The organism is Streptomyces sp. NPDC056738, from assembly GCF_042790435.1.
Lineage (GTDB): Bacteria > Actinomycetota > Actinomycetes > Streptomycetales > Streptomycetaceae > Streptomyces.
Window position 1 is genome coordinate 306,830 of record NZ_JBHTZF010000007.1, and the last position, 17,861, is coordinate 324,690.

Annotated in this window: 17 protein-coding genes; 9 read left to right on the forward strand and 8 right to left on the reverse strand. The window is 71.6% G+C overall.

Annotated features, from left to right (window positions below):
- The first annotated feature begins 137 nt into the window (after nt 1-137).
- Both ACFRIC_RS20715 and ACFRIC_RS20720 read left to right on the forward strand, forming a co-directional pair.
- Nucleotides 138-2,168, forward strand: a complete 2,031-nt coding sequence (locus ACFRIC_RS20715) for a DEAD/DEAH box helicase (protein WP_382787688.1) — start codon at nt 138-140, stop codon at nt 2,166-2,168.
- 161 nt (nt 2,169-2,329) lie between these two features.
- Nucleotides 2,330-3,223, forward strand: a complete 894-nt coding sequence (locus tag ACFRIC_RS20720) for an alpha/beta fold hydrolase (RefSeq protein ID WP_382787690.1) — start codon at nt 2,330-2,332, stop codon at nt 3,221-3,223.
- Between the two features lie 63 nt (nt 3,224-3,286).
- Here the strand turns inward: ACFRIC_RS20720 and ACFRIC_RS20725 are convergent, their stop codons facing one another.
- On the reverse strand, nt 3,287-4,183 hold the full coding sequence (locus ACFRIC_RS20725) for an NYN domain-containing protein (protein WP_382787692.1): 897 nt from the start codon (nt 4,181-4,183) through the stop codon (nt 3,287-3,289).
- 229 nt (nt 4,184-4,412) lie between these two features.
- On the opposite strand from ACFRIC_RS20725, the gene ACFRIC_RS20730 reads away from it, so the two are divergent.
- Nucleotides 4,413-4,565, forward strand: coding sequence for a hypothetical protein (locus tag ACFRIC_RS20730; protein ID WP_020136747.1), 153 nt, complete (start codon nt 4,413-4,415; stop codon nt 4,563-4,565).
- A gap of 164 nt (nt 4,566-4,729) precedes the next feature.
- Here ACFRIC_RS20730 and ACFRIC_RS20735 read toward each other — a convergent pair whose 3' ends face one another.
- The 3 genes from ACFRIC_RS20735 to ACFRIC_RS20745 all read right to left on the reverse strand — a co-directional run bounded on the left by ACFRIC_RS20735 (nt 4,730) and on the right by ACFRIC_RS20745 (nt 7,584).
- Nucleotides 4,730-5,335: a MarC family protein gene (locus tag ACFRIC_RS20735; RefSeq protein ID WP_103548086.1), complete on the reverse strand. Its 606-nt coding sequence runs from the start codon at nt 5,333-5,335 to the stop codon at nt 4,730-4,732.
- 546 nt (nt 5,336-5,881) lie between these two features.
- Nucleotides 5,882-6,742, reverse strand: coding sequence for a PHP domain-containing protein (locus ACFRIC_RS20740; RefSeq protein ID WP_382787695.1), 861 nt, complete (start codon nt 6,740-6,742; stop codon nt 5,882-5,884).
- A 200-nt stretch (nt 6,743-6,942) separates the two neighbouring features.
- On the reverse strand, nt 6,943-7,584 hold the full coding sequence (locus tag ACFRIC_RS20745) for a DUF6758 family protein (RefSeq protein ID WP_382787697.1): 642 nt from the start codon (nt 7,582-7,584) through the stop codon (nt 6,943-6,945).
- Nucleotides 7,585-7,747: 163 nt separating this feature from the next.
- Here ACFRIC_RS20745 and ACFRIC_RS20750 point away from each other — a divergent pair, with 163 nt between their 5' ends.
- Nucleotides 7,748-9,001: an MFS transporter gene (locus ACFRIC_RS20750; protein WP_382787699.1), complete on the forward strand. Its 1,254-nt coding sequence runs from the start codon at nt 7,748-7,750 to the stop codon at nt 8,999-9,001.
- A 153-nt stretch (nt 9,002-9,154) separates the two neighbouring features.
- Here ACFRIC_RS20750 and ACFRIC_RS20755 read toward each other — a convergent pair whose 3' ends face one another.
- The gene (locus ACFRIC_RS20755) at nt 9,155-9,739 is read right to left on the reverse strand and encodes a suppressor of fused domain protein (RefSeq protein ID WP_382787701.1); all 585 of its coding nucleotides are present in this window, start codon (nt 9,737-9,739) and stop codon (nt 9,155-9,157) included.
- Between the two features lie 614 nt (nt 9,740-10,353).
- Between ACFRIC_RS20755 and ACFRIC_RS20760 the strand changes: the two genes are divergently transcribed.
- The gene (locus ACFRIC_RS20760) at nt 10,354-11,466 is read left to right on the forward strand and encodes a magnesium and cobalt transport protein CorA (RefSeq protein ID WP_382787703.1); all 1,113 of its coding nucleotides are present in this window, start codon (nt 10,354-10,356) and stop codon (nt 11,464-11,466) included.
- A 41-nt stretch (nt 11,467-11,507) separates the two neighbouring features.
- Nucleotides 11,508-12,050, forward strand: a complete 543-nt coding sequence (locus ACFRIC_RS20765; protein WP_382787705.1) for a hypothetical protein — start codon at nt 11,508-11,510, stop codon at nt 12,048-12,050.
- Between the two features lie 77 nt (nt 12,051-12,127).
- Here ACFRIC_RS20765 and ACFRIC_RS20770 read toward each other — a convergent pair whose 3' ends face one another.
- Nucleotides 12,128-12,886 (reverse strand): hypothetical protein, encoded by a 759-nt coding sequence (locus ACFRIC_RS20770; protein ID WP_382787707.1) that lies wholly within the window; start codon nt 12,884-12,886, stop codon nt 12,128-12,130.
- Nucleotides 12,887-13,073: 187 nt separating this feature from the next.
- On the opposite strand from ACFRIC_RS20770, the gene ACFRIC_RS20775 reads away from it, so the two are divergent.
- From ACFRIC_RS20775 to ACFRIC_RS20785, 3 genes are read left to right on the forward strand one after another with little or no spacing between them, the layout of a single operon-like run.
- Nucleotides 13,074-14,417 (forward strand): magnesium transporter MgtE N-terminal domain-containing protein, encoded by a 1,344-nt coding sequence (locus ACFRIC_RS20775; protein WP_382787709.1) that lies wholly within the window; start codon nt 13,074-13,076, stop codon nt 14,415-14,417.
- The gene (locus tag ACFRIC_RS20780) at nt 14,401-14,997 is read left to right on the forward strand and encodes a DUF1003 domain-containing protein (protein ID WP_382787711.1); all 597 of its coding nucleotides are present in this window, start codon (nt 14,401-14,403) and stop codon (nt 14,995-14,997) included. The genes ACFRIC_RS20775 and ACFRIC_RS20780 overlap by 17 nt, the downstream gene beginning before the upstream one ends.
- A 44-nt stretch (nt 14,998-15,041) precedes the next feature.
- Nucleotides 15,042-16,175: an Mrp/NBP35 family ATP-binding protein gene (locus ACFRIC_RS20785; protein WP_382787713.1), complete on the forward strand. Its 1,134-nt coding sequence runs from the start codon at nt 15,042-15,044 to the stop codon at nt 16,173-16,175.
- A 79-nt stretch (nt 16,176-16,254) separates the two neighbouring features.
- On the opposite strand, the gene ACFRIC_RS20790 is transcribed toward ACFRIC_RS20785, so the two are convergent.
- The gene (locus tag ACFRIC_RS20790) at nt 16,255-16,911 is read right to left on the reverse strand and encodes a hypothetical protein (protein WP_382787715.1); all 657 of its coding nucleotides are present in this window, start codon (nt 16,909-16,911) and stop codon (nt 16,255-16,257) included.
- 365 nt (nt 16,912-17,276) lie between these two features.
- Nucleotides 17,277-17,705: a sec-independent translocase gene (locus tag ACFRIC_RS20795; RefSeq protein ID WP_382787717.1), complete on the reverse strand. Its 429-nt coding sequence runs from the start codon at nt 17,703-17,705 to the stop codon at nt 17,277-17,279.
- Between the last annotated feature and the right edge of the window lie 156 nt (nt 17,706-17,861).

Genomic DNA, 17,861 nt, shown 5'->3' on the forward strand with positions numbered 1-17,861 from the left:
CCCCCGCGTTCGCCTCGCACCGCGTACACAGAAGAGGCAGCACCCTGACTACGACTTTCCGAGAGCTCGGAATCCTTCCTGAGACCGCCGAGGCCCTTGAGGCCGTCGGAATCGTCAACCCCTTCCCCATCCAGGAGATGACCCTCCCGGTCGCCCTCTCCGGCACCGACGTCATCGGCCAGGCCAAGACCGGCACCGGCAAGACGCTGGGCTTCGGCCTCCCCCTGCTGGAGCGCGTCACCGTCCCCGCGGACGTCGAGGCGGGCCGGGCCAAGCCCGAGCAGCTCACCGACGCCCCGCAGGCCCTCGTCGTCGTCCCGACGCGCGAGCTGTGCACCCAGGTGACCAACGACCTGCTGACCGCGGGCAAGGTCCGCAACGTACGCGTCCTGGCCATCTACGGCGGCCGTGCGTACGAGCCCCAGGTGGAAGCCCTGAAGAAGGGCGTCGACGTCATCGTCGGCACCCCGGGCCGACTGCTGGACCTCGCGGGCCAGAAGAAGCTCAACCTCAAGCACATCAAGGCGCTCGTCCTCGACGAGGCCGACGAGATGCTCGACCTGGGCTTCCTGCCCGACGTCGAGAAGATCATGAACATGCTGCCGGCCCGCCGTCAGACGATGCTGTTCTCGGCGACCATGCCGGGCGCGGTCATCGGTCTCGCGCGCCGCTACATGTCGCAGCCCACCCACATCCGCGCCGCCGCGCCGGACGACTCGGGCGCGACGGTCGCGAACACGAAGCAGTTCGTGTACCGCGCCCACAACATGGACAAGCCGGAGATGGTCTCGCGCATACTGCAGGCCGACGGCCGCGGTCTCGCGATGGTCTTCTGCCGCACCAAGCGGACGGCGGCGGACCTCGCCGACCAGCTCCAGCAGCGCGGCTTCGCATCCGGCGCGGTCCACGGCGACCTCGGCCAGGGTGCCCGCGAGCAGGCGCTGCGCGCCTTCCGCAACGGCAAGGTCGACGTCCTCGTCTGCACCGACGTCGCCGCCCGCGGTATCGACGTCGAGGGTGTCACCCACGTCATCAACTACCAGTCCCCCGAGGACGAGAAGACGTACCTGCACCGCATCGGCCGCACCGGCCGCGCGGGTGCCAAGGGCATCGCGATCACCCTCGTCGACTGGGACGACATCCCGCGCTGGCAGCTCATCAACAAGGCGCTGGACCTCGGTTTCCCGGCCCCGCCGGAGACGTACTCGACCTCTCCTCACTTCTTCGAGGAGCTCAGCATCCCGGCCGGCACCAAGGGTGTCCTGCCGCGTTCCGAGCGCACCCGCGCCGGGCTCGCGGCCGAGGAGGTCGAGGACCTGGGCGAGACCGGTGGCCGTGGCGGCCCGCGTGGCCGCGGTGGCCGTTCGGCCGCGCCGGCGACCACCGAGCGTGAGCGCGCTCCGCGTACGCCCCGCCAGCGCCGTCGTACGCGCAACGGAGCGCCCGCGGAGGAGACGTCCGCGTCCACGGCCGCTCCGGCGTCCTCGGAGTCGCCCGCGTCCGTCGAGAGCAACGAGCCCCGCACGCCGCGCCGCCGTCGGCGCACGCGCGGTGGAACGGGCGAGGCCGTGGCGGCCGCCGCCCCCGTGACCGAGGCCGCGGAATCCGCCGTGGCGACGGCCGAGGGCGTCACCGACGAGCCGGCCGCGCCGCGCCGTCGCCGGACCCGCAGGAGCGCCGCGACCGCCGTCGAGACGGCGGAGGCCGTGGTGACCGCCGCCGAGGCGGTCGTCGAGAGCGCCGCCGCCGAGATCGTCGCCGAGGCTCCGGCCAAGCCGGCCCGCCGCCGCACCCGCAAGACGGTCGAGACGGCACCCGCCGCCGAGACGGTCACCGAGGTCGTCGAGGCCGTCGAGGCCGTCGAGGCTCCGGCCAAGCCCGCGCGCCGCCGGACCCGCAAGGCAGCGGAGGCCGCCGTCGACACCGTCGAGGCCCCCGCGACCGAGGTCACCGAGACGGTCACCAAGCCGCGGCGCACCCGCGCCAAGGCCGCGACCACCGAGGCCGCCGAGGCGACCGACACCGAGGCCAAGCCCGTGCGCCGACGCACCCGCAAGGCCGTCGCCGACGCCGAGATCCCGGCCCAGGCCGCCGAAGCCACGGAGGCCAAGCCCGCCACGCGCCGCCGCACCCGCAAGGCCGCGGCCACGGAGCCCACGGAGAGCTGATCTCTCGTTCGACGGCCCGGTCCCCCATCCGGTGGGGCCGGGCCGTCGGCGTTTCCCGGCCCCGCCTCCGCCGCCGGACCGCGGCGGACTTCACCGGGGACGGGCCCGGGGGCAACGCACCCGTCGAGCGGCCGTCGCCGACGCCCGATAGCCTCCTCGGCATGAGCAGGCCCTACACGTTCGTTCCGCCCGCCGGTGTCCGCGCGTACCGGTTGTCCACCGCGCGCGGCGAGTTCGCCGTGCTCGACGCCTCGCCACACGGGCGGCCCAAGGGGACCGCCCTGCTGCTGCCCGGATTCACCGGCAGCAAGGAGGACTTCATCGCGCTGCACGTGCCGTTGGCTGCGGCGGGCTACCGGACGGTGGCCGTGGACGGGCGCGGACAGTTCGAGACCGACGGACCTCGTGACGACGAATCGGCTTACGCTCAGAGCGAGTTGGCGCAGGACGTGCTCGCGCAGGCCGCGGCCGTCGGCACTCCGCTGCACCTCGTGGGGCACTCGCTCGGCGGACAGATAGCCCGTGCCGCGGTGCTGCTCGACGCGTCGCCGTTCGTGTCCCTGACGCTCATGGCCTCCGGCCCCGCGCAGATCTCCTCGACGCAGCAGCAGCGCGTCAAGCTGCTGCGGGACGCGCTGGCCGTGATGAGCATGGCCGAGGTGTGGGAGGCCATCCAGGCGATGGAGTCCCCCGAGGAGACCGACACGGGCGGGCTGGACGCGGGGCTCGACGACCTCGCCGACCTGCGCCGCCGCTGGCTCGGCAACAGTCCCGCCCAGCTCGTCGCCACGGGCCGCCAGCTCTGCCAGGAGCCCGACCGGGTCGCCGAACTGGCCGCCGTCCCGCTCCCGAAGCATGTGCTGTCGGGCGAGCACGACGACACCTGGCCGGTCGCCCTGCTGGACGCGATGGCCGTACGGCTGGACGCGCGCCGCACGGTCGTGGAGGGCGCGGAACACTCCCCCAACGCCGACCAGCCGCTGGAGACCGCCCACGCCCTGGCCGCGTTCTGGGACGGCACGCGGCCCACGAGCGCTCCCGACGGCTCGGGCTGACGCGACCGGCTGCCCCGACCGCCACCGCCACGGACGCCGTCAGCGGGCCTCCGGCGGCGGCGGCTAGTACTGCCCCTGAAGGTGCTCCCAGAAGCCGTCCCGCAGGGCGCGGCGCAGGTCCGACTGGCCGCGCAGCGAGTACTGGAGCAGGCCCTCCGCCTCGACCAGCAGGTCCTGGTCGACCGAGCCGGGCAGATAGGGGTGCCCCGGCAGCAGCTCGGCCAGGGACTCGCGGCCGCGGGCGGCCAGCCACTTCGCGGCGATCTGGGCGCCCACGAAGCGCACGTCCTCCCGGGTGGGCCGGACCGCCGCCGCCGGATCGTACGACTGGGCGGTCCGCCGGGCCACATACGGCTTGAAGAAGTCGAGGTCGAGCGTGCGCTGGCTGTCGACCTCCCAGAGCAGCGGCTCGGCCTGGTTGCCGCCCTCCGGCGCCTCGATGCCCCAGAGGTGGACCCGGGCGCCGTAGCCCTGCGCCGCCTCGACCGCCGAGACGAGGTCCTCGTCGCCGCCGAGCAGGGCCGCGTCGCTGATGGCGCGGTGCCGGGCGAGGGACTCCAGGTCCGAGCGGATGAGTGAATCGACGCCCTTCTGCTGGTTGTTGGCGTTCAGGTTGCCCAACCGGACCTTCACGTCCGGGAGTTCGGCGATGGACTGCTGTTCCGCCGTGTGGATGCGGCGCCGTGCTCCGTCGTACCAGTAGACGCGCAGCAGCCGGCTGTCGGCGAAGATCGTGCGGGCACGGTCGATGAGTGCCTCGATGAGGCCCTCGGTGTCCAGGTCGAACGAACGGCGGTCCTCCGTGCCGGCGACGAGGCGCCCCGCGGCCGCGTACAGATATCCGGCGTCGACGAAGATCGCGTGGGTGGAGGGGGTCTTCGCGACCTCGGCGAGCATGCGCTGCAGGAGCTCGTTCGTACGGTCTATGCGGGCGGCCAGGGCCGCGTGGTCGTCGTTCATCGCTGCCCATTGTCCCGGCGGTCACGCTGCGAACACAACCGGCGCCGTTCGGTCTCCGCCACCCGGGCTACCCGCGGGTAATTAGGTTCTCGAAAAATTTCCTTAGCGTAGGGAATGTTTGTAACACACACCCCGTTGACTCCCTGTGTGAGCGAGTGCAGAGATGCCTCGCTCGCCACACACTCAAGTAGTTCTCCTCAGGAGGATGACCAGACGAAGGGAGAAGCCCATGCGCTTCGAAATCATGCGACTCGACGATGTCGACGGCACGCCCGTGGACAGCACTGTCGTGGACGCCGCCTCCGTCAACCGGATCGTTCAGCAGGCCGCCGCCATCGGGCAGCGACTGTGGATCCGCCCGGCCGACACCACCGCCTCGTAACGACGACGACCGTCCGCTCCGCCGTACGAGGACGCGCCGAAAGCGCCTCGTGGACGCGAAGGGCGTAGCGGACAGCAGACGCTTCACAGACTTCGGAGCCCCGCACGGCGACATGCCGTGCGGGGCTCCGTTCGTATACGCGACGCGGACGCCACGCCGGGCCGTCAGCTCCCGTGGATCACCTGGGTGACGCCGTTGATGATCTGCTGCACCGCGATGGCGGAGAGCATCATGCCCGCGAGCCGGGTCACCAGGACCACTCCGCCGTCCTTGATGACGCGGATGATCAGCAGCGAGTAGCGCATCACGACCCACAGCACGACGTGGATCGCGAGGATCGCGGTCCACACGGAGACCTGGGTGGCGACCGAGTCGGCCTTCTGCACCGCGAGGATCACGGACACGATCGCGCCGGGCCCGGCCAGCAGCGGCATGCCGAGGGGCACGAGGGCGACGTTGACGTCCTTGGTCTGCTTCGGCTCGTCCGTCTTGCCGGTGAGCAGGTCGAGCGCGATGAGCAGGAGCAGCAGTCCGCCCGCGATCATCAGCGCGGGCACGGAGACGTGCAGGTAGTCCAGGATCTGGTGTCCGAGGAGCCCGAAGACGGTGATGACGCCGCCGGCGACGCAGACCGCCTGGACGGCCATCCGCCGCTGCACCCGGGCGGGGCGGCCGGCGGTGAGCGCCAGGAAGATCGGGGTGATCCCGGGGGGATCCATGATGACGAAGAGCGTGAGGAACAGGGAGCCGAAGACGGCGACGTCGAACATGGTGAGGGAAGCCTTGCGAGGTGGTGGGAGGAGGTGGGCGGGTCTTCCGGCCACCGTTTCGGGCAGTTCGTCCCGCGGCGCGGAACGGGGGGCATAAGCGGTCCCGGGACACGGACCGGCCGGTGCGACCGGTCCCGCGGCACGGAACGAGCCGCACACGACCGGTGCGCCGACACGCAACAGACGGCACGACCGCGGTCCGACGGCACGCACCGGGCGCCACGTCCGATTCCGCGAGGCGGAACGGGCGGCACGACCGGCGCGGCCGGACCCGGCCCCGAGAGGACCGGGTCACCGGGAACGTGACCCGGCGGCGCACCAGGACGCACGTGACATCCCGCCGGACCGGACGCGGGCGCGGGAGCGCGCGCGATCCGGAGGAGGCGGCAGAGGGCGTACCAGGAGGGTTACGGCACCGGGCAGGTCCGTACGGGCCTCACGTACCGGTCCCGACGCGTACCGGCCCGCCGGTGCGACCTCGGCAGAGGGCGCGCGGCGGTCAGGGGCGGCTCAGCGGGACCCGTGTGGCGCGGAACGTCCGGGGAGTCAGACGGCTCCACCCGCGCCCGGTACCGGGAACGCCCCGGTGGCGCGGCGGGTGATCTCCCCGTAGACCTCGGGGTCGGTCGTGAACTCCCCGAGCACACAGGTCTTGCGGCTGCCGTGGTAGTCGGACGAGCCGGTGGTCAGCAACCCCAGTTCGGAGGCCAGGCCGCGCAGCCGTGCCCGGGTGGCCGGCTCGTGGTCCATGTGGTCGACCTCGATGCCGTCGAGACCGGCGCCGGCCAGTTCCGCGATGACCGATTCCGGTACGGTCCGGCCCCGCTTGGCGGCGGCGGGGTGCGCGAAGACGGTGACGCCTCCAGCCCCCTTGACCAGCCGGATCGCCTCGAAGGGGTCGGTCTCGTGCTTGGGGACGTAGGCGCGGCCCCCGTCGGCCAGCCACTGCTCGGTGAAGGCGTCGGAGACGCTGTCGACGACGCCCAGCTCGACCAGCGCGGAGGCGACGTGCGGGCGGCCGACCGAGCCGTCGCCCGCGATGCGCGCCACCTGCTCCCAGGTGATCGGCACGCCGAGTTCCCGGAGTCTGGCGATCATCCCCTGGGCCCGCGGCACCCGGTCGTCCCGGATCAGTTCGCGCTCGGCGAGCAGGGCCGCGTCCTCGGGGTCGAAGAGGTAGGCCAGCATGTGCATGCTGATGCCGTCGATCCGGCAGGAGAGTTCGGCGCCGGTGACGAGGGTGAGCCCCTCGGGCAGTGCGGCGATCGCCTCGGCGTGGCCGCGCGTGGTGTCGTGGTCGGTCAGCGCCACGACGTCCAGACCGGCGGCGGCCGCGTTGCGCACCAGCTCGGCGGGGGTGTCCGTACCGTCGGAAGCGGTGGAGTGGGCGTGCAGGTCGATACGCACTACGCGGACTCCAGGCGGTGACGGGACGGTCGGGACGCTCAAGGATAGCGGGAACCGACCCCCCTCTGTCACACCTGCACCGGGGGAGCACCCCCTACACCCTCGCGCCACCCGGACACCCTTGAAGCAAATCGAGGGCCCGCGACGCTCCCCGCCTCAGGGCGCACGGCACACGCCGCCCGGGCCCCCGAGGGCCCGGGCTACGGCTCCAGGATGCGCGGCGACAACGCTCCGCACGGCAGCAGGTCGACCTCGGCGCCCGCGTCGCGCAGATCCGTCAGGACCAGTTCGTCGTACATCAGCAGCCCGGTCTGCTCGGGCCACACGACCGCCCACAGCCACAGCCCCCGCGCCTCGCCCGCGAACACGGCGCGGTCGTCGGGTGAGCCGGTGACATGCCAGAGCGGGGTGGGCCGGCCGGCCGCGAGGACCTTCGCCTGAGGCGGTTTCTCGACGCTCATGTACGGGCCGGGGTCGGGGCCGTCCATGCCCGCGTACCGCGCGCCGAGGCCGACGCCCAGCTCCTCGGCGACGAGGATCAGCTCACCCATGCCGCCCAGCGGTCCGGGCCCCGAGCAGGCGATGGCGGTGGCCCTGCCCCCGCTGCGGTCGTCCCCCGCGAACGCCGCTCCGGTGAACAGCCAGCCGACCGGCAGCGGCCACGGCATCCACACCGGTACCCGGGCGCGGTGCACGACCACACCGAGGGCCTCGACGCTGGGCGGGATCACGGGCTGCAGCGGATGCACCGTGCCGTGCACATCGCACTGCCAGGAATCGGCAAAGAGGCCGGGAGCCCTGACCCGGCCACCACACTTCGGGCAACTGGGTTCGCCCCTCATAGGGCTCAACGGTCCTCCCCGTCCTTGCCCGCGTCAAGGACGATCACCCGTCCGGCATGGACCGGCCACGCCAAAAACTACGTGCATCTTGCATTTATTAGCTCACCTAACTTATTGTGTGTATAAGCCAACGATCCAGTCGGCGCACAGTGAGGGAGCGGGCATGATCAACAGCACGGAAGGCCCCGCGGAGGGCGACACGTTCGACGCGGGCGCGGGTGGCCTCCTGCGTCAGCCGAGGGCCGTCTGGGCGACCGCCGGAGCGTCCGTCGTCGCCTTCATGGGCATCGGACTCGTCGACCCGATCCTGCCGTCCATCGCCCAGGGACTGGACGCCACCGCCGGCCAGGTGTCCCTGCTCTTCACCTCGTACTTCCTGATCACCGCGTTCGCGATGCTGCTGACCGGCTTCGTCTCCAGCCGGATCGGCGGGCGGCGGACCCTGCTGCTCGGCCTCGCCCTCGTCGTGGTCTTCGCCGGTCTCGCCGGCACCTCTGGATCGGTCGGCGAGCTCGTCGGCTTCCGGGCCGGCTGGGGACTCGGCAACGCGCTGTTCGTCTCCACCGCCCTCGCCGTCATCGTCGGCGCGGCGGCAGGCGGCAGCGCGGCCGCGATCCTGCTGTACGAGTCCGCGCTGGGCCTCGGCATGGCCTGCGGGCCGCTGCTGGGCGCCCTGCTCGGCAACGCGAGCTGGCGCTACCCGTTCTTCGGCACCGCCTTCCTGATGGCGATCGGCTTCCTGTGCATCACGGCGTTCCTCAAGGAGCAGCCGAAGCCCGCGCGCAGGACCTCGCTGCTCGACCCGCTGCGCGCGCTCGGCCACGGCGGTCTGGCCTCGGCCGCGGCCTCCGCGTTCTTCTACAACTACACGTTCTTCACCGTGCTGGCCTTCACCCCGTTCGTGCTGAACATGACGCCGTACAAATCCGGCGCGGTGTTCTTCTGCTGGGGTCTGCTGCTCGCGGTCTTCTCGGTGATCGTGGCGCCCCGGATGCAGGCGCGGTTCGGCTCGCTGAAGGTGCTGGGCGGCTCCCTGGTCCTGCTCGCCGCCGACGTGCTCGCCCTCGGCTACGGCGACCACACCACCGCGATCGTCTGCACGATCCTGTCCGGCGCCTTCATCGGCGTGAACAACACCGTCTACACGGAACTGGCCCTCGGGGTCTCCGACGCCCCGCGCCCGGTGGCGAGCGCCGGCTACAACTTCGTGCGCTGGTTCGCGGCCGCGGCGGCGCCGTACTTCGCTCCGAAGATCGAGGAGTGGAGCAACATCCGCGTCCCGTTCGTCGTCGCCGCGGTCACCGCGCTGCTGGGCGCGGCCGTGGTCTACGTACGGCGTACGGCGCTCACCGAGAAGGCCGAGGAGCTGGAACCGGTCCACGCCACCGAGGACGGCGTCACGGTCTTCGCCAACTGAGCCGTCGAGAGCGGTACGTGACGGACCGGCACAAGGCTCGACCACCGGAGAGCGGACCTGGGCACCGCCTGACGGAACTCGACGCCGAGGAACGGGACTCGGCGCCGGAGCAAGAGACCTGACGGCTCACCACATACGGCGTCCCGTGACCCGTCAGTCCAGGGAGACGGACCTGCGCAGCGGATCGCGCAGGTCCGTTCCGCCGTTCAGCCAGCGCTCCTGGAGGGCGCCGGCGCCGTGGACGCGCTTCCAGGCGGCCTCGTTGGGCGTCATGGGGAGCAGCGGCAGGAAACGTACGGGGTCGGCGGGAGCGTCCAGCTCCAGGTCCTCCACGAGACCGCCGGCCTCGGCGACCAGGACGGAGGTGAACGGCGCGCCGGGCCACAGGGGTTCACCCACGTCGAGCGAGGCGCCCGGGGCCACGATCAGACCCTCGACCTGGGGCGAGGCGGCGAGCACGGCCAGCGGGCGCAGCACCTTGTCGGTGTCGGTCCCGGCCGGACGCACCGAGAGGACCAGCTCGGCGCGCGGGCCCTTCACCGGATCGGCGAGCACGGCGGTCGGGTCCGCCATCGGCTGGGCGGACATGCCGAGGGTGGCGTAGCGCACGATGTCGCCCTCGGTGAACCGCAGCACCTCGATGCGGTCGGTGCCCAGGAAGGTGACCGCGGCCCGCGCGTCGGGTTCGCCCAGCGCGGAGCGCAAACGGGCCTCGACCAGAGGAAGAACATCAGCCATGAACCGAGCATAGGCGGCGTCAATTGCGCCACGGCGCACCGGACCCCGGTCAACAACGCGCAAAGCGGGGCCTTGACGTATCGGTGCGCTGATACTCTTGGCCGCTGGTCGGAGCAGTGCATGACTGAGGGCCCCCAGACCCTCTTGGCACTGCGGGAGTTGCTCCCGTACTCCGGCGCACTGAGACTGATCCGACTCCCCTTCGGAGGGAGCCGGACTCCCCCGCGGGGGATGGACCGTCCCTCACGGGGGACCGACCGGAGGAGGTGGGGCTGCAATGGATCGAAGTCGATCGTGCAGTACCACCCGCTCTTCCGGTCGCTGAGTACGTAGCTGGTTCAGCCGGGCCTTCGGCCCTGCCGGCTGCCGCCCCCCGCAATCGTGTGCACACGTGTCAGCGTTGCCCGGTGCACCACGGAAGAGCGCTTCGTTTCCGCCTGATCTGTCCGATCTGAACCCCTGATCTGTCCGATCTGAATCAACAGCGAAGCTGCCAACGCGACGGTGCGGTGCTCCCCGCTTTGTGGACGTGCCAAACATCCGCAGTCAGGACGTCCCCATTCCGGGTAGTTCCAACCGTCGCCGGCCGCCTCCGCCGCGAGAAGGAGCCTGCCATGTCGATGATCCGTGACCTGCGTGCCGCGGTCCGCCCCCGTCCCTCCCTGCGCAAGGACAGTGGCTCGTACGACACCACCCGCGACCCCGCCACTCCGTCGGCCGTGGTCGACTGCGCCGTCTACCGCGACGGTGCCCGGGTCGAGACGCGCACACCGCTCACGCCGCAGGAGGCCATGCGCCAGGTGCGGCGCGACGGCGGCTTCGTGTGGATCGGCCTGCACGAGCCCACCGAGGACGAATTCGCCGGTATCGCCCGCGAGTTCGGGCTGCACCCGCTGGCCGTCGAGGACGCCGTCCAGGCCCACCAGCGGCCCAAGCTGGAGCGCTACGACGACTCCCTGTTCACCGTCTTCAAGACCATCCACTACGTCGAGCACGACCGGCTGACGGCGACCAGCGAGATCGTCGAGACCGGCGAGGTCATGTGCTTCACCGGCGGGGACTTCTTCATCACCGTCCGGCACGGCGGGCAGGGCTCGCTGCGCGCGCTGCGGCACCGCCTCCAGGACGACCCCGAGCTGCTCGCCAAGGGCCCATCGGCGGTGCTGCACGCGATCGCCGACCATGTCGTCGACGGCTACATCGCGGTCGCGGACGCCGTCCAGGACGACATCGACGAGGTCGAGACCGAGGTGTTCTCGCCGGGCCGCAAGGGCACCCCGCGCGGCACCGACGCCGGGCAGATCTACCAGCTCAAGCGCGAGGTGCTGGAGTTCAAGCGGGCGGTGTCGCCGCTGCTGCGGCCCATGCAGCTCCTGAGCGAGCGCCCGATGCGGCTCATCGACCCCGACATCCAGAAGTACTTCCGTGACGTCGCCGACCACCTCGCGCGCGTCCAGGAGCAGGTCCTCGGCTTCGACGAACTGCTCAACTCGATCCTCCAGGCGAACCTCGCCCAGGCCTCCGTGGCGCAGAACGAGGACATGCGCAAGATCACCTCGTGGGCCGCCATCGTCGCCGTACCGACGATGGTGTGCGGTGTGTACGGCATGAACTTCGAGCACATGCCCGAGCTGCACGCGCGCTACGGCTACCCGGTGGTCATGGGCATCACGGTCGGCCTGTGTCTGTCCATCCACCGCATCCTGAAGCGCAACGGCTGGCTGTAGCGGGGGCCGGCCCTGGCGGGGGGCTGGATAGTCTGGGCGCCATGACGCAAGAGCTGCTCGACCAGGCCCTCGTCGAGGAGGCCACCAAGAAGTCCGGGCTGATCTGGGTGCGGGGCGACGGTGAGCCCTCGGCGGCCGGTCCTGGCCAGGAGGTGCCCACCCGCGCCCTGTGGCACGTGTGGCACGACGGCGCGGCCTGCCTGGTCGGCGACGGGCCCGGCGAGCAGCCGCTGCCGGGGCTGGCCGACGGAGGCCACGCCGTCGTCACCGTACGCAGCAAGGACAAGGGCGGGCGGCTCGTCACCTGGTCCGCCACGGTCGTGGAACTCGCCGCGCACAGCCCCGCGTGGGAGGCGGCCGTCGGGGAGCTCAAGGGCAAGCGGCTGAACGCCCCGGACGGCGAGGCGATGCCGGAGCGGTGGGCGCGCGAATGCCGGGTGGTGCGTCTGGAACCGACGGGCGCGACCGCCGGTCTGCCCGAGAGCTCGCTCGCCGAGCCGCCGCTGCCGACCCCGGCGACGACCCGCCTGCCGGTTCCGGCGGCGCTGCCCCGCCTCCTGCTGAAGCGGCGCCGGCGCGGATAGCCGCACCGCCCGGCCTCCAGGTCACCTCCCGCTCGCGCGACGCGAGCGGCCGGAGCCTGTCGCCCGGCCGGGCCGGGTCACGACGAGGGGAGCTGCTGCCCGTAGTCGACCGTGTCCTTCTTCGGCGGTTCCGCGAGCGGGAAGTCCTTGCCCCAGTCGGTCAGCCGGAGGGTGCCCGCGTTGCCCGCGCGCCCGAGCAGGACCGGGTACGGGGTGCCCTTGAGGGAGACGTCCAGGGTGCCGCCCGCGCCCTTGTCGCCGGAGATGCGGATCGTGCGGACGCCCTCCTGCTCGTGGTGCCCGTCCTTGGCGAGCGTGCCGTGCAGCGCGAGCAGCCCGTCGAGCAGGACGTCCTTGTCGGTGAAGCCGCTGAAGCGCTTGTACACGGGATCGCCGGTCGGCACCTTCACGTACATGCCCTCCAGCTTGTCCGCCGCCGCGGTGTCCGACGACTTGCCGTCGCTCTCGCCGTCCTCATGGGCCCAGAACTCGGCGTCCGCCTTGAGGAAGAGGTGCTTGCCGACCCGCAGCAGCCGGAACCCGGCCCCCTTGGAGGTGACCGAACCGGTGCCGCCGTCGGGCTTCAGGCGCATGTCGAGGGTGTACGTGGTGCCGCCCGAGACGACGGTCCCGGAGAGCCGCACGGTCGACGCCTTCCCGGCCGCCGACTTCGCCTTCGCCTGGATGGCGGCGGCGGACAGTTTGCCGACCCCGTTCGTGCCCGCGTCCGGATCCTCGCTGCCGCACCCCGTCAGACCCGTCGCTGTCACGGCCAGTGCGCACATCGCGGCCACCGTCAGGGCTCTGCGGGAACGGCCCTGGGGAATTGCGGTCACAGGTGGGGCTGCCTCTCGTGCGCGGTCCTCAAACGGCGTACGGCAGCGTACCGGTGCGGCACCCGTCCGGCGGAGGCAGTCCGTCCGGACCGCCCACCAGGGCGTACCCGACCGGGACGGGCTAGCCTGAAGCCCACCCGAGCGGACAGACCGGCACAGAACGCATCGAAGCGAAGGAGGCCCGGGCATGGCCGCAGCCGCCCCCCGGATCTTCGTCTCGCACCTGTCCGGCGTCGCCGTCTTCGACCCGAACGGCGACCAGGTGGGCCGTGTGCGGGACCTCGTCGCCATGCTCCGCGTCGGACGCAGGCCGCCGCGCATGCTCGGCCTCGTCGTCGAGCTGTCCACGCGCCGCCGCATCTTCCTGCCCATGACCCGGGTGACCGGCATCGAGTCCGGCCAGGTCATCACGACCGGCGTCCTGAACGTGCGCCGCTTCGAACAGCGGCCCACCGAACGGCTCGTGTTCGGCGAGCTGCTCGACCGGCTCGTGACCCTCGTCGAGACGGGTGAGGAGGTGACGGTCCTGGACGTGTCGATCCAGCAGCTCCCGGCCCGCAGGGAGTGGGAGATCGGCCGGGTCTTCGTGCGCAAGGGCCGCGCCGGCGCCTTCCGGCGCGCCAAGGGCGAGACGATGACGGTCGACTGGTCCTCCGTCACCGGCTTCTCCCTGGAGGAGCACGGACAGGGCGCGGAGAGCCTCCTCGCCACCTTCGAGCAGCTCCGGCCCGCCGACCTCGCGAACGTCCTGCACCACCTGTCGCCCAAGCGGCGCGGCGAGGTGGCCGCGGCGCTCGACGACGACCGTCTCGCCGACGTCCTGGAGGAACTGCCCGAGGACGACCAGATCGAGATCCTCGGCAAGCTCAAGGAGGAGCGGGCGGCGGACGTCCTGGAGGCGATGGACCCCGACGACGCGGCCGACCTGCTGGCCGAGCTGCCCACCGAGGACGTCGAGCGGCTGCTGACGCTGATGCGGCCCGGCGAGGCGGCGGACGTCCGGCGGCTCATGGCCTACGCGGAGCGGACGGCGGGCGGGCTGATGACCACCGAGCCCATCGTGCTGCGCCCCGACGCGACCATCGCCGACGCGCTCGCCCGGGTCCGCAACCCCGACCTCTCCCCCGCGCTCGCCGCCCAGGTGTACGTGTGCCGCCCGCCGGACGAGACACCGACGGGCAAGTACCTGGGGGCGGTCCACTTCCAGCGACTGCTGCGCGATCCGCCTCCCACCCTGGTCGGCTCGCTCGTCGACGACGACCTCCAGCCGCTGGCCCCGGAGGACGAGCTGCCGGTGGTCGCCGGGTTCTTCGCCACGTACGACATGGTCGCGGCCCCGGTCGTCGACGAGAGCGGCTCGCTGCTCGGGGCGGTGACCGTGGACGACGTACTGGACCACATGCTCCCCGAGGACTGGCGGGAGACGGAGTTCCACCTCGACGAGGGCGTGCACGAGAGCATGCACGCGGAGACCCACGAGGACCACCACCACGAGGACCACCACGAGGGACGCCATGGCGCCCGACCGTGAGACCCGTGAGCGGGCCGCCACGGGGGCGACGGCCGCCCCGCGCCCGCGCACCCGGCTCGACCAGCCGAAGCCGCAGCGGCTGAGACTGCTGCCCGAGTGGGACCCGGAGGCCTTCGGGCGGCTCTCCGAGCGCATCGCCCGCTTCCTCGGCACCGGACGGTTCATCGTCTGGATGACGGTCGTCATCATCGTGTGGGTCGTCTGGAACATCTTCGCGCCGAGCGACCTGCGCTTCGACAACTACCCGTTCATCTTCCTGACCCTGATGCTGTCGCTCCAGGCCTCCTACGCCGCCCCGCTGATCCTGCTCGCGCAGAACCGGCAGGACGACCGCGACCGGGTCAACCTCGAACAGGACCGCAAGCAGAACGAGCGGTCCATCGCCGACACCGAATACCTCACCCGCGAGATCGCCGCCCTGCGGATGGGCCTGGGCGAGGTCGCCACCCGCGACTGGATCCGCAACGAACTCCAGGACCTGGTCAAGGAGCTGGAGGACCGCCATTCCGACGGCCACGGGGACGAGCGGGTCGTATTCCCGGCGGATCGGTCGCAGGGACGTGACGTAGACGACCGGTGACAGGGCTTTCCGGGGCACATGGGTCGCGCCGTACCATCGTCCCTATGGCTACGGAAGACGCGGTGCGTGAAGCACTGGCGACGGTGAACGACCCCGAGATCAACCGACCCATCACCGAACTGGGGATGGTCAAATCGGTAGAGATCGGTGCGGATGGCGTGGTCGCGGTCGCCGTGTACCTGACGGTCTCCGGCTGCCCCATGCGCGACACGATCACCCAGCGGGTGACGGAGGCGGTCTCGCGGGTCGAGGGCGTCACGCGGGTCGACGTCGAACTCGACGTGATGAGCGACGAACAGCGCCGTGAGCTGGCGACCGCGCTGAAGGGCGGTACCGCCGAGCGCGAGGTGCCCTTCGCCAAGCCCGGCTCGCTCACCCGCGTCTACGCCGTCGCCTCCGGCAAGGGAGGCGTCGGCAAGTCCTCGGTCACGGTGAACCTGGCGGCCGCGATGGCCGCCGACGGGCTCAAGGTCGGTGTCGTGGACGCCGACATCTACGGCCACTCGGTGCCGCGCATGCTCGGCGCGGAGGGCCGGCCGACCCAGGTCGAGAACATGATCATGCCGCCGTCCGCGCACGGCGTGAAGGTCATCTCCATCGGCATGTTCACCCCGGGCAACGCGCCGGTGGTCTGGCGCGGCCCGATGCTCCACCGCGCGCTCCAGCAGTTCCTGGCGGACGTGTACTGGGGCGACCTGGACGTCCTGCTCCTGGACCTCCCGCCGGGCACCGGCGACATCGCGATCTCCGTCGCCCAGCTCGTCCCGAACGCCGAGATCCTGGTCGTCACGACCCCGCAGCAGGCGGCGGCCGAGGTGGCGGAGCGGGCCGGCTCCATCGCCGTGCAGACCCACCAGAAGATCGTGGGCGTGGTCGAGAACATGTCGGGGCTGCCCTGCCCGCACTGCGACGAGATGGTCGACGTGTTCGGCACCGGTGGCGGCCAGTCGGTCGCCGACGGTCTGACCCGCACCACCGGAGCGACCGTCCCGGTCCTCGGCTCCATCCCGATCGACGTGCGGCTGCGCGAGGGCGGCGACGAGGGCAAGCCGGTCGTCCTGACCGACCCCGACTCCCCCGCCGGCTCGGCCCTGCGCGCCATCGCGGGCAAGCTGGGCGGCCGCCAGCGCGGCCTGTCGGGCATGTCGCTGGGCATCACCCCGCGCAACAAGTTCTAGGGTTCCCGGGCTTCTCGTACGAGGGAGGGGGCGCCGTCCGACACGGACGGCGCCCCCTCCCTCGTACGGACCCGAGGTTCTAGGCGTAGGACCCGATGTCCTTGATCACCGCGAAGCCGAGCCCGTATGCGCTCATCCCCCGCCCGTAGGCGCCCACGTGGACGCCTTCCTGGGTGGAACCCGCGAGGACCCAGCCGAACTCGGACTCGCGGTAGTGGAAGGGCGTGGGAACGCCGTCCACGGGCAGTGACAGGGTCGACCAGTCCGGGCCGTCCAGGTCGTCGGCCAGCACCCACGCGGTCTCGGTCTGCTGGTCGAGCCAGTCGTCGCGCAGGGTGTGGTCCATCTGGCCGGGCCAGGTGAAGGACAGCAGCCCCACACCGGCCAGCCACGCCGCCGAGGACACCGAGGTGGCCTCCAGCAGCCCTGTACCGTCCGCGCTGCGCCGTACGGGGCTGGCGGCGACGGTGACGACCACCGCGAACCGCTCCTTGTCCTCGCCCGGCTCGGGGCGCACCGAGGGCTCGTCCCCGTGTCCGACGGAACCGTGCTCGACCATTCCGTCCGCGGAGGTGCCCACCTGCATCAGCCAGCGCGGCCCCGTGAAGGCCTCGTCGAGGCCGTACCAGGGGAAGGGCGCCAGCAGGTAGCCGTCGACCGTACGCCGGGCGGAGGGGACCTGTTGGCCACCCTCCGCGGCCGGCGCCTGCGCGCCTACCCGACTTGTCGTCTCCATTGCCGGACGCCTCCTCGCTCTCGTCGGACCGGGCGGCCCACCCCCCTCGGGCGACCTTGTCGGTCCGCACAACAACTGGGCAGCATAGCCACCCTGCTCGGAGCAGCGCTGAAAGCGCCCGGCGCGTAAGGCGCCCGAACGGCGTATTCGGACCGCGCGGGGCCCGTCCGCGGCCGGTGGAGGAACACGGTCCGGGGCCGCGTGCGCCCGCCTCCGGGCAGGGCTTCGCACCTCAGGAAGGTCATGGGTGCCCGGCCGCCGTCGCTCCCGCGCGACGGGCCGCCCCGCGGTACTCCGTACGGATCAGACGGTGCCGTACGGGGGTCGGGGGCGTCCTACGGGGGCCGGACGGGGTCGTACGAGGATCAGGTGGCGTCGGCGTCGTACGGCGGGCGCTCGTCGCCGTCGAGCTTCTCGCGCTTCTTCGTCATGTCGACGGAGCCGCCGGAGGCGGACGCCGAGGAGTCGGACTCGCGGCTGTGCACCGCGTCCGTGACCTCGGCCATCTCCTTCTTCAGGTCGAAGCCGTTGCGGATCTCCTTGAGCCCCAGCTCGTCGTTGTCGAGCTGCTTGCGTATGAACGTCTTGGGGTTGAGATCCTCGAACTCGAAGTCCTTGAACTCCGGACCGAGTTCGTCGCGGATGTCCGCCTTGGCGCTCTCCGAGAACTCGCGGATCTTGCGGATCGTGCGCGAGACGTCCTGAATCATCTTCGGGAGCTTGTCGGGACCGAAGACGAGCACGGCCAGGACGACGAGCGTCACCAGCTCAAGCGGTCCTACGTCATTGAACACCTGTAGCTCCTCGCGATGCCCTCGGTCCTCGGCCCTCGGGAGTCTTCCGTGGTCCGGGCCGCCTCCAACCGTACCCGTCGATCCCGTCCGTCCGGAACTGTCCCGGGGCTCCCGCCTTCGGGTACGGCGCGGGTTTTCCTCGATGTTTGCCGTCCG

What these genes read in the sequence shown, in the direction of transcription:
- ACFRIC_RS20715 (WP_382787688.1), top strand. Translation starts at nt 138, where the DNA reads ATGACCCTCCCGGTCGCCCTCTCCGGCACCGACGTCATCGGCCAGGCC.
- ACFRIC_RS20720 (WP_382787690.1), top strand. Translation starts at nt 2,330, where the DNA reads ATGAGCAGGCCCTACACGTTCGTTCCGCCCGCCGGTGTCCGCGCGTAC.
- ACFRIC_RS20725 (WP_382787692.1), bottom strand. Translation starts at nt 4,183, where the DNA reads ATGAACGACGACCACGCGGCCCTGGCCGCCCGCATAGACCGTACGAAC.
- ACFRIC_RS20730 (WP_020136747.1), top strand. Translation starts at nt 4,413, where the DNA reads ATGCGCTTCGAAATCATGCGACTCGACGATGTCGACGGCACGCCCGTG.
- ACFRIC_RS20735 (WP_103548086.1), bottom strand. Translation starts at nt 5,335, where the DNA reads ATGTTCGACGTCGCCGTCTTCGGCTCCCTGTTCCTCACGCTCTTCGTC.
- ACFRIC_RS20745 (WP_382787697.1), bottom strand. Translation starts at nt 7,584, where the DNA reads ATGAGGGGCGAACCCAGTTGCCCGAAGTGTGGTGGCCGGGTCAGGGCT.
- ACFRIC_RS20750 (WP_382787699.1), top strand. Translation starts at nt 7,748, where the DNA reads ATGATCAACAGCACGGAAGGCCCCGCGGAGGGCGACACGTTCGACGCG.
- ACFRIC_RS20755 (WP_382787701.1), bottom strand. Translation starts at nt 9,739, where the DNA reads ATGGCTGATGTTCTTCCTCTGGTCGAGGCCCGTTTGCGCTCCGCGCTG.
- ACFRIC_RS20760 (WP_382787703.1), top strand. Translation starts at nt 10,354, where the DNA reads ATGTCGATGATCCGTGACCTGCGTGCCGCGGTCCGCCCCCGTCCCTCC.
- ACFRIC_RS20765 (WP_382787705.1), top strand. Translation starts at nt 11,508, where the DNA reads ATGACGCAAGAGCTGCTCGACCAGGCCCTCGTCGAGGAGGCCACCAAG.
- ACFRIC_RS20775 (WP_382787709.1), top strand. Translation starts at nt 13,074, where the DNA reads ATGGCCGCAGCCGCCCCCCGGATCTTCGTCTCGCACCTGTCCGGCGTC.
- ACFRIC_RS20780 (WP_382787711.1), top strand. Translation starts at nt 14,401, where the DNA reads ATGGCGCCCGACCGTGAGACCCGTGAGCGGGCCGCCACGGGGGCGACG.
- ACFRIC_RS20785 (WP_382787713.1), top strand. Translation starts at nt 15,042, where the DNA reads ATGGCTACGGAAGACGCGGTGCGTGAAGCACTGGCGACGGTGAACGAC.
- ACFRIC_RS20790 (WP_382787715.1), bottom strand. Translation starts at nt 16,911, where the DNA reads ATGGAGACGACAAGTCGGGTAGGCGCGCAGGCGCCGGCCGCGGAGGGT.